Annotated in this window: 7 protein-coding genes and 3 pseudogenes; 5 read left to right on the top strand and 5 right to left on the bottom strand. The window is 71.9% G+C overall.

All coding sequences use genetic code 11. The features are described from left to right. Window positions 1-242: 242 nt before the first annotated feature. From JGS39_RS32830 to JGS39_RS32810, 5 genes are all read left to right on the top strand, one after another. The gene (locus tag JGS39_RS32830; RefSeq protein WP_219573405.1) at window positions 243-848 is read left to right on the top strand and encodes a TetR/AcrR family transcriptional regulator; all 606 of its coding nucleotides are present in this window, start codon (window positions 243-245) and stop codon (window positions 846-848) included. Window positions 849-1,011: 163 nt separating this feature from the next. After that, window positions 1,012-4,557 (top strand): bifunctional glycosyltransferase/CDP-glycerol:glycerophosphate glycerophosphotransferase, encoded by a 3,546-nt coding sequence (locus JGS39_RS32825; protein WP_219573404.1) that lies wholly within the window; start codon window positions 1,012-1,014, stop codon window positions 4,555-4,557. 244 nt (window positions 4,558-4,801) lie between these two features. Next, the gene (locus tag JGS39_RS32820; protein ID WP_219573408.1) at window positions 4,802-6,031 is read left to right on the top strand and encodes a glycosyltransferase family 39 protein; all 1,230 of its coding nucleotides are present in this window, start codon (window positions 4,802-4,804) and stop codon (window positions 6,029-6,031) included. An 80-nt stretch (window positions 6,032-6,111) separates the two neighbouring features. Further along, entirely contained in the window at window positions 6,112-7,626 is a 1,515-nt protein-coding gene (locus tag JGS39_RS32815; RefSeq protein ID WP_219573403.1) for a bifunctional glycosyltransferase/class I SAM-dependent methyltransferase, read from the top strand. A 70-nt stretch (window positions 7,627-7,696) separates the two neighbouring features. Continuing rightward, window positions 7,697-8,071 (top strand): DMT family transporter, encoded by a 375-nt coding sequence (locus JGS39_RS32810; protein WP_236064105.1) that lies wholly within the window; start codon window positions 7,697-7,699, stop codon window positions 8,069-8,071. 55 nt (window positions 8,072-8,126) lie between these two features. On the opposite strand, the gene JGS39_RS32805 is transcribed toward JGS39_RS32810, so the two are convergent. The 5 genes and pseudogenes from JGS39_RS32805 to JGS39_RS32785 form a co-directional block, all read right to left on the bottom strand. After that, a complete protein-coding gene (locus JGS39_RS32805; protein WP_219573402.1) occupies window positions 8,127-10,283 on the bottom strand; it encodes a bifunctional glycosyltransferase/CDP-glycerol:glycerophosphate glycerophosphotransferase in 2,157 nt (718 codons plus the stop codon). A gap of 228 nt (window positions 10,284-10,511) precedes the next feature. Further along, window positions 10,512-11,435 carry a carbohydrate ABC transporter permease gene (locus tag JGS39_RS32800; protein WP_236064106.1) on the bottom strand — a complete coding sequence of 308 codons (924 nt, stop codon included), beginning with the start codon at window positions 11,433-11,435 and terminating at the stop codon, window positions 10,512-10,514. After that, window positions 11,432-12,212 (bottom strand): annotated as a pseudogene (locus JGS39_RS32795) (carbohydrate ABC transporter permease). Before JGS39_RS32795 ends, JGS39_RS32800 begins: the two are co-directional and overlap by 4 nt. A gap of 155 nt (window positions 12,213-12,367) precedes the next feature. Further along, window positions 12,368-13,666: pseudogene (locus tag JGS39_RS32790) on the bottom strand (ABC transporter substrate-binding protein); the annotation flags it as partial. Further along, a pseudogene (locus JGS39_RS32785) lies at window positions 13,617-15,971 on the bottom strand (FtsK/SpoIIIE domain-containing protein); the annotation flags it as partial. The pseudogenes JGS39_RS32790 and JGS39_RS32785, both read right to left, overlap by 50 nt.

Here is a 15,971-nt window from a genome sequence, read left to right as displayed (position 1 = left end):
CTTCCCGCCTTCCCTCGAAAGCGATCGTGGTGAGCCAGACAACAGCCCCGGCCCCGGCGGCGGGGTGTCCGCCGGGGCCGGGGCTGTTGTCTGGCTCACCACGATCGCTTTCGAGGGAAGGCGGGAAGGGGCGGGGAAGCAGTCGAGTGCGACGGAACGGGACCGTATCGTCGCAACGCCGAGGGTAGGACGTCGCGACGTCGCTACGCAACCGTTTCGTCGTCGCGCACTATGATTCGGCCATGACCACCGACCCGGGAAGCCGCCGCCGTGCCCCCGCCGGAGCCGCCGTGCTGCGCGAGGACGTGACCGATGCGATCCGCGCGGCGGTCTTCGAGGAGCTGGCCGCGGTCGGCTTCGCCCGGATGTCCATCGAGGGCATCGCCCGCCGGGCCGGCGTCGGCAAGACCGCGGTCTACCGCCGCTGGAAGTCCAAGCTGCACCTGGTCCTGGACCTGGTGTCCGCCGTCGCCGTGCAGGGCATGCCGGCCCCGGCCACCGGCTCGCTGTACGGGGACGTCCGTGCCGTGCTCGAACTGGCCGCCTACGCGCTCCGGCACCCGCTCGCCTCCCAGGTCATCCCGGACCTGCTGGTCGAGGCGGCCCGCAACCCGGAGATCTCCGACACCATCAAGGCCGCCCTGCTCGACCCGCAACAGGGCATCGCCGCCGTGGTCGTACGGGACGCCGTCGCACGCGGGGAACTGCCGCGGGACTGCGACCCGGACCGCGCCCTCGACCTGATCGTCGGTCCCCTCTACTGGCGGCTCGCGGTCGTCAGGGGCGAGCTGCCCGCGGGCTACCTGGACGACCTGGCGGCCTCGGCCGTGGCTGCCCTCACCCGCTGACCGGGGGCGGGGCGGGGCAGACGTGCGGGCAGGCGGGCGGCGGGCGGCTTCAGCACGCATGACCGCGACATCACTCGTTGGGGAACGTAACCGGTGACCCCCGGCCATTCACGGGGTTGAGCCATACGGATAGCCAGGACCCCGATGAACGGACGTGCTCACCATGCCGCCACGGCTCAGTGTCGTTGTCCCCGTCTACAACGTGGAACCCTTCCTGACGGACTGCCTGAAGTCCCTCGCCGAGCAGACCGTCACCGACCTCGAAGTGGTGATGGTCGACGACGGGTCCACCGACGGGAGCGCGGCCCTGGCCGCCGGGTTCGCCGCCGAGGACGGCCGCTTCCGGCTGGTCAGCCAGGAGAACGGCGGGCTGGGGCACGCCCGCAACACCGGCGTCCGCAACTGCCACCCGGAGAGCCGCTACCTCGCGTTCGTCGACAGCGACGACATCGTCCCGCCGCGGGCGTACGAACTGCTGGTCGGCGCCCTGGAGGAGACGGGCTCGGATCTCGCGTCCGGCAACGTGCTGCGGCTGCGGACCGACGGCAGGCTCCAGCAGTCGCCCATGTTCCGGGTGCCGATGGCGACCACACGGCTGCGCACCCACATCTCCCGCGACCGGGAACTCACCGGCGACCGGATCGCCTGCAACAAGGTCTTCCGCCGCTCCTTCTGGGACGAGCACCAGTTCGCCTTCCCCGTCGGCGCGCTGTACGAGGACATCCCGGTCGTGCTTCCCGCGCACTTCCTGGCCGCCTCCGTCGACATCGTGAAGGACCCCGTCTACCACTGGCGCGACCGCCCGGGCTCGATCACCGCCGGCCGGGCCGTCGTCCGCGGCATCCGCGACCGGGTCGCGCACGTGCAGGGCGTCTGCGCCTTCCTGGAGGAGAACCGCACGGCCGCCGACAAGAGCCACTACGAGGCGCACGCGCTGGCCAACGACCTCTGGTACTTCATGGAGGTCCTGCCCGACGGCGACGACGCGTACCGCGAGGCCTTCCTGACACACACCAACGCCTTCATCGACCAGGTCGAACCGGCAGTGCTCGACGGGCTCCCGTTGCGGCTGCGGCTGATGTGGCACCTGGTGCGCGAGCGCCGCATGGAGGAACTGCTGGCCCTGCTCGCCTTCGACAAGCGCGAGCCCGGCGCGTTCGCCGTACGCGGGCTGCGCCGCCGGCTGGCCGCCTACCCACCGCTGACCCGGCCGGTGCCGGGCCGGGTGCTGCGCGTCGGCGAGCGTGACCTGCCGCTGGTCGCCCGGCTGCGGGAGGCCGAATGGCAGGACGGCAAGCTGCGTCTGAAGGGGTACGCGTACATCCGCAATCTGCCCGCCGCCTCGGGCGCCGCCGAATTCCGGGCCGGGTGGCTCCGGTCCGGCGGACGGAAGGTGATCCCGCTCCGGCTGCGCAGGACCGCCGAGCCGGAGGCCACCGCGCGCTCCCGGCAGAGCCTGCACGACTACGACCGGTCGGGCTTCGAGATGGTGCTCGACCCCGCCAGACTCCGTATCCCCGTGGACGGACCGGCGGCTCACGTCACCTGGCGCCTGGAGCTCGGCGTCGCCCGGAACGGGCTGCTGCGCCGTTCCGCCCCCAGCACCGCCGAGGCGCCCGTGGCGCCGCCTGTGCGCCGGCCGGACGGGGATCACCGGATCGTGCCGGTCCTCGACGGCGACCGGCTGGTCGTGCACGCCGAGCGGATCGACGCACGCTTCGAGACCCATCGCGCGGGTGAGCAGGCCGACGGCACGGCCGCCGTCGTCGTCGACGGCATGCTCCGCAACCGGCTCGCCGGCCGGGACCTGCGGCTGAGCCTCACCCACCGCTCATCCGGCACCGCCTTCGAGTGTCCCGTGACCGTGCAGGAGGACACCACGCCCTCGGCGACGGGATGGCGTCGCTTCACGGCCGCGATCCCGCTCACCGCGCTCCTCGACGCCCGGCCCGCGGCCACGCAGGGGCGGTCCGGCGTCCCGTACAGCGTCCATCTCGTCGGCCCCGGCGGCAGCCGTACCCCCATCGACGTGCCGGGGCCCGTCCCGCCGGGCCGCTACCCCCTGGCACCGGCCGGTGACGAGCCACGCGAGCTGGGTCTCACCGTGAGCGCGCGCGGCAATCTGCTGATCAGCGACCGCCCCGTCCAGCCCGCCGTGGAACTGGCCGCCTGGACGCAGGAAGGGAAGCTGCTCCTGGAGGGCACCTTCCCGGACGATCCCGGGCGCCCGGTCGAGCTGGTGGCCCGGCACAGCGGTCATCACGAGGAGGCGGTCTTCCCCGTCGCCTTCACCGGTCCGCAGGACGAGCGGCGGTTCACGGCCGAGCTGCGGCCGGACGCCGTCGCGACGTGCGGGGGCGGCGAACTGCCGCTGGGGGAGGGCAACTGGTACTTCTTCCTCCGTGAGAAGGGCGCCGCCGACGAGACCCGTGACACCGCCCTGCGCCTCCCGGCCGCCGTCCACCACACCCTGCCCGCGACCCGCACCCTGGCAGGCCGTTCGTACGTCATCGAGCGGCGCTTCCACGACCAGCTGCTGCTGAGCTGCGCGCCCCCGCTCGGTGCCGCGGAGCGCGGCCCCCGTGGCCGGCGGCTGCTCGGCACGGCCTACACGGCACAGCGCACCGCGGCGCTGCGCGACGCGGTGCTGTTCAGCAGCTTCGACGGCCGGCAGTACTCGGACTCACCGCGAGCCGTTCACGAGGAGCTGACCCGGCGGGGGACCGGTGCGGAACATCTGTGGGTCGTGCGTGACAGCCAGGCGCGCATCCCGGCCGGGGCCACCGCCGTGGAGCACGGCTCAGCCGCCTGGCACGAGGCGCTGGCCCGCAGCCGGCACATCGTCACCAACACCCAGCTGCCCGAGTGGTTCGAACGGCGCGAGGGCCAGACCGTCGTCCAGACCTGGCACGGAACCCCGCTCAAGCGCATCGGCCTGGACCTCGCCGGAACCGCCCAGGCGAACCGCGCCTACATCGCCACCCTCGAACAGCGCGCCCGGCAGTGGAGCCTCCTGGTCTCGCCGAACACGTACTCGACCCCCGTGCTGCGCCGTTCCTTCGGCTTCGAGGGCGAGGTCCTGGAGTGCGGCTACCCGCGCAACGACCTCTTCCACGCCCCCGACCGGACCAAGGTCGCCGCCGCGGTACGGGAGACCCTCCAGATCCCCGACGGCAAACGGGTCGTGCTCTACGCACCGACCTGGCGCGAGGACCGGCCGAGGAACGGGGGCCGCTACACCATGGACCTGCGGCTCGACCTCGCCGCCGCCGAGCGGGAACTGGGCGCGGACACCGTCCTGCTGGTGCGCCGTCACTACCTGGTCACCGACCGGCTCCCGGACAGCGGCACGGGATTCGTCCGGGATGTCTCGCGCTACCCGGAGGCCGGCGAGCTGATGCTGATCAGCGACGCGCTGGTGACCGACTACTCCTCGATGATGTTCGACTTCGCGCACACCGGCCGCCCGATGCTCTTCCACACCTACGACCTGGAGCACTACCGCGACACGCTGCGCGGATTCGCCTTCGACTTCGAAGCGCGGGCACCCGGCCCGCTGATCCCGGAGTCCGCCGATCTCATCGAGGCCCTGCGCGACCCGGTCGGGGCCACCGCGGGACACGCGGGAGCGTACGAGGCCTTCCGGCGGGACTTCTGCGACCTCGACGACGGCCGTGCGGCCGTGCGGGTGGCCGACCGTTTGCTGTAGTCCGTATACCTGTGCCACACCGCTCCGGGCGGGCACGGATGCGCGGTGAGGTGCGGGGCGAGGCGGAGGTGAACACGAATTGACGCACGGGCTGTCCGAACTGCGTGAACCGTTCGAGTGATTCGGCGAAAGTGGCGTTTGCACGGATGTGCAGGAAATCCGATACGCAGGCCGGATAAGTATGCTCATCGGTGCGTCGCATCGTGACTTCGGGTTGCTACGTTCTGTTTTCATGGGTATCCGAATGTGGTGCGAAACCTGGGATGTGCGACGGGCCAGAACCGCTGTACTTGTTGCCGCGGCGGTCGGTCTTCTCACTCGCACGCTCATCGCGGCGAACGTGCCGGGACCCGCCGATGTGCGCTTCTTCCAGGGATTCGCCCAGGCCGTCGCCGCCCATGGACCCATTCGAATCTATGAGCAGCAGCTGCCAGGACTGCCCGTCTACAACCATCCGCCGCTGGCCGGCTGGATGCTGCTCGGACTGAACGGAATTTCGGAATTCGGAATCTCGTTCGCCACGCTGATCAGATGGCCCGCCTCGCTCGCCGATTTCCTCTGCGCCCTCCTCGTGTTCGAAATCGTCCGCAGACGTGCCACGCTGCGCACCGCGGTGCTGTGCGGGACCGGCGTGGCCGTCAGCCCGGTGCTGATCGCCACGTCCGGCTATCACGGCAACACCGACGCGGTCGCCGTCATGTTCGCCCTGGCCGCCGCCCATCTGCTGGCCGACCGCAGATCCCCGCTCGCCGCGGGAGCGGCCGCGGCGCTCTCCATCAGCGTCAAGTTCATCCCGGTCGTGGTGGTCCCGGCGCTGCTGGTCGCCGCGCTTCGGGGCGGCCGTCCGGTGCTGGTCCGCTTCGCCGCCGGATTCGCCGCCGTGTTCGCGCTCGTGTGGGGGCCGGTCCTGGCAACCGTTCCGCAGGACCTCCAGCGGAACGTGCTGGAGTACGCGGGCGGCAGCTACCGCTTCTGGGGGCTGGTCCGCTTCGCCGACGTGTCCGGCCTGCCGGAGTCCGTCATCACCTTCATGCAGGGCGGCGGCCACTTCCTCTTCGTCCTGCTCTGCGTGGCCGCCGGGGCCCGGCTCGCCTGGCTGCGGCCCGCGCAGCTGCCGGGCGTCGTCGCGGCCACGCTGGGCCTCCTGCTCCTGCTGTCCACCGCCTCCGGTCTGCAGTACCTGACCTGGGCGGCAGCCGGAATGTTCGTCCTCGGCGCGTGGGAGGGGCTCGCGTTCAACGCCGTGCTCGGACTGACCGCCGTGCTCGGCTACAGCGGACGCTCCGCCGTGCGCTGGAGCGAGCCGGTGCTGTACCTGGGCGCCGCCGGCTGGATCGTCCTCGCGGCCGGGCTGGCCACCGGTGTCCACCGCCTTCTCGCCACGTGGCCCGGCGAGGACCCGTCCGGCCGCACCGGGCGGGCGCGGCTCTCCGCTCCCCGTACCTCCCAGCCCTCCGGGTCCGCCGTCACCTGACCGCGACGCCGCAGCGGCACCCGTCCTCGTCCCCTCCCCGACCCCCGCCACGAGCACCGAGCGCAACTGGAGAACGCCCCGTGAAGGAAAGCCCGAGCCCCAGGATCGGCATCCTGGTGGTCGCGTACAACGCGGAGACCACGCTGGAGAAGACCCTCGACCGGATTCCGGAGGACTTCCGGTCCCGGGTCGACGAGATTCTCATTCTCGACGACGCGAGTCATGACGCGACCTTCACCGCCGGCTGCCGGTGGTCGCAGGCCGAGGGAATGCCGCGGACCGTGGTGATGCGGCACACCAAGAACCTCGGATACGGCGGCAACCAGAAGGCCGGGTACGCCTTGGCCGCCGCGCACGGACTCGACATCATCGTGCTTCTGCACGGTGACGGTCAGTACGCCCCCGAACTGCTGCCCGAAATGGTCGCACCGATCGAACGCGGCGAATGCGAAGCGGTTTTCGGCTCGCGCATGATGAAGTCCGGCGGCGCCCTCAAGGGCGGAATGCCGATGTACAAGTGGCTGGGCAACCGCATTCTCACCCGGCTGGAGAACGGGCTGCTCGGATCGAAGCTCACCGAATTCCACTCCGGTTACCGTGCCTACAGTGTCGAGGCGCTGAAGAAGCTGCCCATCGACCGGAACACGGACGCCTTCGACTTCGACACCCAGATCATCGTGCAGCTGCTGAACGCGGGAATGCGGATCAAGGAGATCCCGGTTCCCACGTACTACGGCGACGAGATCTGCTACGTCAACGGCATGAAGTACGCGAAGGACGTCGTCAAGGACGTCCTGGAATACCGGCTGGCGGTCAAGGGGTTCGGCACCTGCGCCTGGATCCCCAAGCCCGTGGAGTACGCCTTCAAGGAGGGCGACGGCTCCTCGCACGCGGTCATCCTGGAGAAGATGCGGAAGATGCCCCCCGGCCGGGTCCTGGACCTCGGTTGTTCCGGCGGGCTGTTCGCGCAGCGTCTCGAATCCCTCGGCCACGAGGTGACCGGCGTGGACTACGTCGAGGTGCCCGGTGTGCGCGAGAAGTGCACCCACTTCTATCTCGCCAACCTGGAGGAGGGGCTCCCGGCGGAGATCGGCACCGGCTTCGACTACGTCGTGGCCGGGGACGTCATCGAGCACCTCTCCCGCCCCGAACGGGTGCTCGCGGAGGTCGCCACCGTGTTGCGGCCCGGAGGCGAGGTGCTGCTCTCCGTGCCGAACTTCAGCCACTGGTACTCACGGCTGCGGGTCGCGCTCGGGGCCTTCGACTACGACCGCCGCGGCATTCTCGACGAAACGCATCTGCGCTTCTTCACCCGGGCCAGCCTGCGCCGCACCGTGCGCGCCGCGGGCTACGACGTCCTGGACATCGCCTCGACCGGGGCGCCGTTCTGGTCGCTCCTGGGCCGCGGGCCGCTCACCGCCGTACTCGGCGGGATGTCGAGGCTGCTGACCCGGATCCGGCCGACACTGTTCGGCTATCAGCACGTCGCACTGCTCACCCCGCATGCGGCCGAGACGATCATCGCTGGAGAGCACGTCGATGTACAGGACATCCTCAACCGACAGTACGTCCCTGCCGACCGGGTCGGCGTCTGAGGCGACGATCCCCGAACCCACCCCCGCCCCGGCGTCCGAGTCCCGGGCCGCCGCAGTCAGGAGCAAGGCCTTGACCCTCCCCAGTCTGATCCTGCTGCTGTTCGCCGTGTTCTCGTCGGCCGGTGGCCAGATCATGCTCAAGCACGGGATGAAGGGCGCCGTCGCGACCGCCGGGCGGGACGGCGGCTCGGTCGCGCTGCGCGCCGCCACCAGCCCGTGGGTCGTCCTCGGCCTGGTGGTCTTCGCGGTGTCCGCACTCGCCTGGATGTCGACGCTGGCCAAGGTGCCGCTCTCCATCGCCTATCCGTTCAACGCCCTCGGCTATCTGCTGATCGTCGGGGCCGGGGCGACGGTGCTGCACGAGCGGACCTCGATGTGGACCTGGGGCGGTTCGCTGCTCGTGGTGATCGGCCTCGCCACGGTCATGGCGGGCCAGCAACGCTGAGCCCGCACATGCCGAAGGGCCCGCCACGGCGGGCCCTTCGGCATGTGCGACGGAATCAGACCGTGGCGGACTCCTCGCCCAGCAGGACCCGTCGCACCACGCGCTCGGCGGCGCGGCCGTCGTCGTACGGGCAGAAGCGGGCCCGGAAGGCAGCCAGGAGCTCCCGGTTCGCCGGGCTGTCCCAGCTGCCGTCGTTGAAGACGCGCGCCAGCTCCTCCGTGGTCGTCGCCACGGCACCCGGGGTCTCGCCGGGCCGGCCGGAGAGCAGGTCGAACACGACGCCGCGGACCGTGCGGTACGTCTCCCAGTCCGGGGCGTGCACCACGATCGGGCGGTTCAGGTGCGCGTAGTCGAACATCACCGACGAGTAGTCCGTGATCAGCGCGTCGGCCGCCAGACAGAGGTCCTCGATCCGCGGGTGCTCGCTGACGTCGATGACCGACGGACCCCCGGGCAGCTTCGCACCCCCGTAGAAGTAGTGCGCGCGCACCATGACCACGGTGTCCGGGCCGACGGACGCGCAGAACCGTTCCAGGTCCAGGCGGCTGGTGAAGGCCGCCTCGTAGTCGCGGTGGGTGGGCGCGTACAGCACGGCGCGCTGCCCGGGCTTGATGCCGAGGGCCTCGCGGACCGCCCGGACCTGTTCGTCGGTCGCCGACGCGAGGACGTCGTTGCGCGGGTATCCCGTCTCCAGGCTCCGCGCGGCACCCGGGTAGGCGCGGGCCCAGACCTCGGTGGAGTGCGGGTTGGCGGAGATGCTCCAGTCCCATCGGTCGACCCGCTTGAGCAGCCGGTCGAAGTTCAGCCCCTGCGCCGCCGCCGGATAGTCCTGCTGGTCCAGGCCCATGATCTTCAGCGGGGTGCCGTGGTGCGTCATCACATGCACCTGGCCGGGCCGCTTGACCACGTGGTCGGGGAAGTTGACGTTGTTGAAGAAGTACGTGGCCCGGGCCATCGTCGCCCAGTAGCGACGGGTGCCGGGCACCACGTAGTCGATGCCCTCCGGCACCGAGTCCACCTGGTTCTTCGAGACCACCCACACCCCGCGCACCCCCGGCGCGAGCTCCTGGGCCTTGCGGAAGACGGCTTCCGGATTGCAGCTGACCCCGCGGTTCCAGTACGCGGCGTAGACGGCGAGCCCGCGGTCCAGCGGGAGCTTGCGCCAGTACCAGTAGTAGCGCCTGCTCAGGCTGCGCTTGGCCCGGTCGCGCACGGCGTCCGGGGCGGCCCGCAGCCCGCGGCGCACGGCCAGGGCCGTGTCGAGGGCGCCGAGCAGGGCGTACCGGCCGCCGCCGATCAGCCGGGGACGCAGCCCGCGCGCGCCGCCGGGGAGACGGTGGCCGGCGGGGCGGTAGGTGCGGTGGAAGGCGGCGACGGAGCGTACGTACCTCCGGCGGCGACGGGTCACGGCCGGATAGCCGGCCAGCAGCTCCTGGACGGCCCGTTCGAAGAGCAGCGGCTGCACGGCGAGCAGCCGGGGGCGCTCGCGGAGGAACTCCATCAGCCCGGCGTACGCGTCGACGAGTTCGGCGGTCTCCGCTTCCGGTGTCTCGTCGCCGAGGCCCGGCAGATGGCGCTGCCGGCGGTGTTCGACGCAGGCGGTGGGCAGGACGGCCACGGACTCGGCGACGGCGACGGTCTGCAGGGCGTAGACGCGCTCCCCGTGCCGCCCGGGCCCGAAGGCCAGCTTCTCGCCCTCGTGCAGGGTGCGGCGCACGGCCCGGTTCCAGGACACCGGGGCGATGTCGAGGAGAGCGGACTGGCCGGGTGCGGCCAGCGGGCCGTCGGAGAGTCCGCCCAGCCGCTCCAGCGACCTGCTGGGCCGGGACCGCCCGCGGAACGGCCGCTTGTGGTGGCCGAACAGCAGAAGATCGGGCTCCCCGGCGTCCACGAGCCGCCCGGCGACGGCACCCAGCGCACCCGGCAGGAGGACGAAGTGCGCGTCCAGGAACAGCAGATAGTCCCCGACGGCCCGCTCCGCCCCGGCGTTGCGGCACCCTTGCGGACCCGCGCCGTCGGGCAGGTGGATGGCCTGCACCCGGTCGTCCCGGGCGGCGAACTCGTCGAGCAGCAGCCCCGAACCGTCCGGTGCCCCGTCGGCGACACCGATCACCTCGATGTCCGTGAACGGCTGGGAGAGTACCGACTCCAGGCATTCGCGCAGACTCCCCCGGGCGCGGCGGACGGGGATGATGACACTCAGGCGGGGCATACGGACTCTTTCTCGGACACGGGCGTGCGGAGCGGCAGGGCCGGGGCGCAGCGCACGGACGTACGCGCGCCGACAGTGGAGGCGGGTACTCCGTAAACGCCCGATGGAGTGACAGGGTTACGCCGCATCCCAACTGCCACGCGAAACGCCAGGTGGGGGCACCCCTGTTGGCGTACACAGGGATGCCCCCGGTTGACGTACCGGTGTGCGACGTTCCGTACGGCGCGGCTACTTGACCGCGCCCGCCATCACGCCGGAGACGAACTGGCGCTGGAAGGCGAAGAACACCGCGAGCGGGATCACCATCGACACGAAGGCGCCGGGCGCCAGGACGTCGATGTTGTTGCCGAACTGCCGTACCTGCTGCTGGAGCGCCACCGTGATCGGCGGGGAGTCGGAGCCCGCGAAGATCAGCGCGACCAGCATGTCGTTCCACACCCAGAGGAACTGGAAGATCCCGAGCGAGGCGATCGCCGGTCCGCCCAGCGGCATCACGACCCGGGTGAACAACCGGATCTCGCCCGCCCCGTCGAGCCGCGCCGCCTCCAGCAGTTCGCGCGGGATCTCCGCGAAGAAGTTGCGCAGCAGGAAGATCGCGAAGGGCAGGCCGAAGGCCGTGTGGAAGATGACCACGCCGAAGGTGGTCTCGAAGATCCCGACCGCGCCGAAGAGCTTGGAGACCGGGATCAGGGCGACCTGGACCGGGACCACCAGCAGCCCCACGACCACCAGGAACCACCAGTCACGGCCCGGGAACTCCATCCAGGCGAAGGCGTATCCGGCGAGCGAGCCGATCACTACGACCAGGACCGTCGACGGGACGGTGATCATGACCGTGCTGAACAGCGAGTCGGTGATCGTCGAATTGTCGAGCAGTCGTGAGTAGTTGTCGAAGGTCAGCTCGGACGGGACGGTGAAGATCTTCCACCAGCCGGTCGCCGCGATCCGGTCCGCGCTGCGCAGCGAGGACAGGAACAGTCCGACGGTCGGCATCAGCCAGAACAGGGCCACCAGGACCAGCACGACCCGCATCACACCGCCGCCGGCCAGGGCCGCGATCCGTGAGCCGAGGGACCGTCCGGTCCTTGCCGCGGAGGTGCCCGGGGCGTCGCCCGCCCCGGCGGGCGGGGCCGTGGTCGAGGGTGTCGTCATCGGCGCCCCTCCTTCCGTATCCGCCTGATGTTGAAGAGCATCACCGGGACCACCAGCAGCAGCAGGAGTACGGCGATGGCGCTGCCGATCCCCAGGTCCGCGTCCGTGCCGAACGAGGACCGGTAGAGCTGGAGCGCCAGGACGTTCGCGTCGTCCTGCGAGGAGCCCGGCGCGATGATGAAGACGAGGTCGAAGACCTTCAGGACGTTGATCATCAACGTCACCAGCACCACCGCGAGGACCGGGGCGAGCATCGGCACGGTGATCCGGCGGAACACCTGCCACTCGTTGGCCCCGTCCACCCGGGCCGCTTCCAGGAGTTCACGCGGCAGACCCGCCAGGCCGGCCGCGATCAGCACCATGGCGAAGCCCGCCCACATCCAGACGTAACTCCCGATGATTCCGGGCGTCACGAACGACGGACCGAGCCAGTCCACCCCGTTGTACGGCTCCTTGAAGTTCGAGGCCGGGAGGCGGAGTTCGGCCCCGTCCGCGGAGGCGGGCAGGGTGCTCGGTCAGCACCGCGAAGATCAGACCGAGAGCGGTGGCGACCGTCGGTGCGAAGACCACCCAGATCGCGTTGTTCTTGACCGCCGTACGGATGGTGTCGTCCGTGAACAGCGCCTTGTAGTTGTCGAAGCCGGCGAATCCGGTGCCCGCCTGGTCGAAGAACGACCGGTAGACGGAGTACACGATCGGATACACCACGAGCGCGCCGAGCAGGACCAGCGCGGGCAGGAGGAAGAGCGCCGCGATGATCCTGCGGGTGCCGGTCACGCTCCTGCGGCTGGGCACCTTGCGCAGGGGCGGTCCCCCGGGCGTGGGCTCCCCGGGCACGGGCTTCCTGGGGGCGGGCACCGAAGTCCCGCCGGGGGGTTGCTTGTCGGCGGGGAGCGCCTCGTCGGCGCCCCCCGCTGCGGCTGTCGTCATCNCTGGAGGGTCTTCCACTCACCCTTCCCGGGCGTCCCGCCGAACGACTGCGGGGCCTGGTCGGACATGTCGAACCGGACGGCGTCACCGGCCGCGATCAGTGCCTCGGCCATCGTGCGCTGCACTTCGTTGGGGTACGAGGCGGCGTCCAGGGCCTTGTTCGGCGAGATGAACCCGCCCTGCTCGGCCCAGATCTTCGCGGCGTCGGTGGAGGCCAGCCAGGTCAGCAGGGCCTGGGCGCCCTTGCTGTCCTTCAGAGCCACCGCCGCGTCGCCACCGGTCACCACGGGCGACTCGGCGCCGACCGCCGGGAACGGGAACACCTTGGCGTCCGTCCCGATCTTGGCCTTCGTCTGGGCGATGTTGATACCGACGAAGTCGCCCTCGAAGACCATGGCCCCCTTGGGCTGGTCACCGCCGGTGAAGGTCTGGGTGACCGAGGCCGGGAACTCCGTCTGCAGCGCGCCGTCGGCGCCGCCCGCGATCAGGGAGGGCTTGCCGAACAGCTGCCCCAGCGAGGTCAGCGCGTCCTTGACGGACGGATCCGTCCACTTGATCTTGTGCTGGGCCAGCTGGTCGTACTTCTCCGGGCCCGCCTGGGAGAGGTAGATGTTCTCGAACCAGTCGGTGAGCGTCCAGCCGTCCGCGCCGCCGACCGAGACCGGGGTGATCCCCGAGGCGGACACCGTCTCGGCGGTCGCCAGGAAGTCCTTCCAGGTCTTCGGCTCCGAAGCGCCCGCGTTCTCGAACGCCTTGGCGTTGTACCAGATCAGGGACTTGTTGGCGGCCTTGAAGTACACGCCGTACTGGGTGCCGTCGACCGCGCCCAGGTCCTGCCAGACCTTCGAGTAGTTCTTGGCGAGCTGAGCCTTCGCCTCCGCGCCGACCGGCTTGGCCCACTTCTTCTCGGCGGCCTGCTTGATGGCGCCGACCTGCGGGATCATCGCGACGTCCGGCGGCTGGCCGCCCGCGATCTTCGTACCGAGGAAGTTGACGATCGGGTCCTGCGCCGGGACGAACGTCACCGTCGCGCCCGTGCGCTTCTCGAACTCCTTGAGGACCTTGACGAAGTTGGCCTGCTCGGGCCCGGTCCAGACCGCGGCGACCGAGATCTTCTCGCCGTCCAGTTTCGGTAATACGACGCCCGGCGTGCTCCCGGTCTCCTTGGCCGAGCCACCCCCGTCCTTCGTGTCCTTTCCGCCGTCACCGTCGTCGCCGCAGCCGGTGAGGGCCAGTGCGCCGATGGCGNAGGTCCGTCGGCCCGTTGCCGAGTTCGCGGACCGGGCGACGGGTCGGCGGATCGCCCATCCGCTCCCACTCCAGCGGGACGACCGTGGGCCGCAGCGTCGCCGTACGCGGGATGCGGCCGGTCACCCGGCCGCCCTGGAACGGTGTGACCCGCCCGTCGGGATGGCCCAGCCGCCCGCGGCCCGGCGCCGGTTCGTCAGGCGACGGCGGTATGACGGGCGGATCCAGTACGACGCGCAGCCGCGCCCCGCGGGCCAGTTCGGTGTCCTCCGTGCGGTCCGGGCGGGCGGACGCCGCGACCAGATGGATGCCGAGCCTGCCGCCTTCCCTGGCCACGGCCTCCAGCGCCCGGACGACCGAACCCGCGGCGGGCCGGCCCGGACTGCCCAGCGCCGGGGCTATCAGCGCGTCGAAGTCGTCGACCAGCACGACGAGCCTGGGCAGCGGCGAGGGCCCCGGGTCCGAGGCCCGGGCCGAGGCGGGCCGCAGCCGCAGGGTGCCGCTCATCGCGGACTCCACGTCACCGCGCTGCTCGGACTGGCCGGGCGGACGCTGCCCCACCATCCGCTGCGCCACTTCGTGCCGGCTGTGCCAGTCGGTGAAGTCGAGCCCGCCGAGGAGCTCGGCCCGCCGCTTCACCTCACCGCCCAGCGCCTGGGCGAACTCCCGCATCCGGACCGGATCGGAGGCCACCAAATGCGTGAAAGCGTGCGGGAGTTCGGTGCAGGGGCGCAGGCTCTCCCCGCGCTCGCCGCCCGCCCCGTCGACCAGGAGGATGCCGAGCCGGTCGGGCCGGTCGGCGGCGGCCAGCGACGCGGCGACCGCCCTCAGCAGTTCCGTACGCCCGCTGCCGCCCGGTCCCTCAATCAGCAGGTGCGGCCCCTCCTCGGAGAGATCCACGCTCACCGGGCCCCGGGGCCCGGCCCCGAGCACCACCACGGGCCGCCCGGCCGCCCCGGCGGGTGCGCCGGCGGAGGAGGGCCGGGGCACGGAAGCCCGCCCGGATTCGGCACCGCGTGCGGCGACCTGGGGCGCGTCGCCCTGGCGCGGCCCGCTGACCCGGTTCGAGGAACGCCCCGACCCCGCGCTCCGCAGGCTGTCGGCGCCCTGGACGTCTCCGGCCCCGCCCCAGGACCGGGTGTCGGAGCCCGGCAGCGTACGGGAACTCGGCGTGTCCCCGGGGGCCCCGTCGTGGCGCTGCGCCCCGACGCGCGGGTACGGGGTGCGGCCGGATCCGGTGCTGTCGGGATACGGGGTGCGGCCAGAGGCAGAGCCAGAGCCAGGGGCGTCGGTGGCGCCGGGGTAGGGCGTGCGGCCGGAGCCGGTGGGTTCGGGATACGGCGTGCGGCCGGAGTCGTGGGGCTCGGGATACCGCGTGCGGCCGGAGCCCCCGCTGTCGTACGCGTCGCCGCGGCCCGGGGCGCGGCGCGGCACACCCGCGTGGGTGTCGTTGCTGCCGGGGTACGGGGTACGGCCCGAGCCGGTGGGTTGCGGGTACGGCGTGCGGCCCGAGGCGCGGTCGTCCGTGGTGCCGGGGTACGGCGTGCGGCCGGAACCCGGGGCGTCGGCGGTGCCGGGGTAGGGCGTGCGGCCCGGGCCCGGCGTGCGGTCGTCGTCGTCCGCGCCCCGGGGTGCTCCGGGGTGCGCTGGGGCGGCGGGGGTGCGCTGGGCGCCCACGCGGGGGCCGGGGCCGCCCAGGTGCGCGGTGCGGGCCGAGCCGCGGCCGTCGTCTGACACGGCTCCCGAGGCGCCCGTCCAACTGCCCGAGCCGCGGACCGTCACCCCCGGCTGCTCGTCCGCCGCCGAGGCCCAGCGGGCCATCAGTGAGGCCGGGGTGGCGCGGGCCAGGCCCAGCTCGTCCAGGAGCCGGGCGGACGGCGGGAGCGCCACGGCCGCGCGGTGGCCCGGCAACGCGGTCGAACCCTCGGCCCGCAGCGGCGCCAGTGCCCGTGCGAACCGCTCCGCCCAGTGCGCCGAGACCGCGTCCACCGTCGCCACCGTGCCGTGGCCCGCGGCCTGACCGCCCGAGGTGCGCAGCAGCCGCAGGGCCGTCGCCACGTCACCGCTGAGCATGGCCACGGCCCCGCACTCGCGGAAGGCGATCGAGGCGTGGCAGGCCGCCTCGTACGTCGCGGCGACCGGTGACGTGGGGCTGGCGGCCGGGGTCTCCGCCAGACAGACCAGATGGATGCCGGCCGCCGCCCCGGCCGCGGCCAGCCGGGCGGTGTTCTCACGCAGTACCGCGGAACCGGGGTCGCCGTCGACGACCACCACGGTGAACGGACCCTCGTAGTGACGGGCGGCCTCGGCGACCGTGCCGGGATCGAGGCTCGCCCAGCCGGGGCCGAGCGGGCCCTC

It is taken from the genome of Streptomyces poriferorum (assembly GCF_019399235.1).
Taxonomy (GTDB): domain Bacteria; phylum Actinomycetota; class Actinomycetes; order Streptomycetales; family Streptomycetaceae; genus Streptomyces; species Streptomyces poriferorum.
The sequence above is the reverse complement of the archived record's forward strand: the minus strand, read 5'-3'. Positions and strand labels throughout refer to the sequence as shown.

Bases quoted from the DNA above. Each gene is read 5' to 3' on its own strand.
- JGS39_RS32820 (WP_219573408.1), top strand. From the start codon at position 4,802: ATGTGGTGCGAAACCTGGGATGTGCGACGGGCCAGAACCGCTGTACTT.
- JGS39_RS32830 (WP_219573405.1), top strand. From the start codon at position 243: ATGACCACCGACCCGGGAAGCCGCCGCCGTGCCCCCGCCGGAGCCGCC.
- JGS39_RS32825 (WP_219573404.1), top strand. From the start codon at position 1,012: ATGCCGCCACGGCTCAGTGTCGTTGTCCCCGTCTACAACGTGGAACCC.
- JGS39_RS32805 (WP_219573402.1), bottom strand. From the start codon at position 10,283: ATGCCCCGCCTGAGTGTCATCATCCCCGTCCGCCGCGCCCGGGGGAGT.
- JGS39_RS32800 (WP_236064106.1), bottom strand. From the start codon at position 11,435: ATGACGACACCCTCGACCACGGCCCCGCCCGCCGGGGCGGGCGACGCC.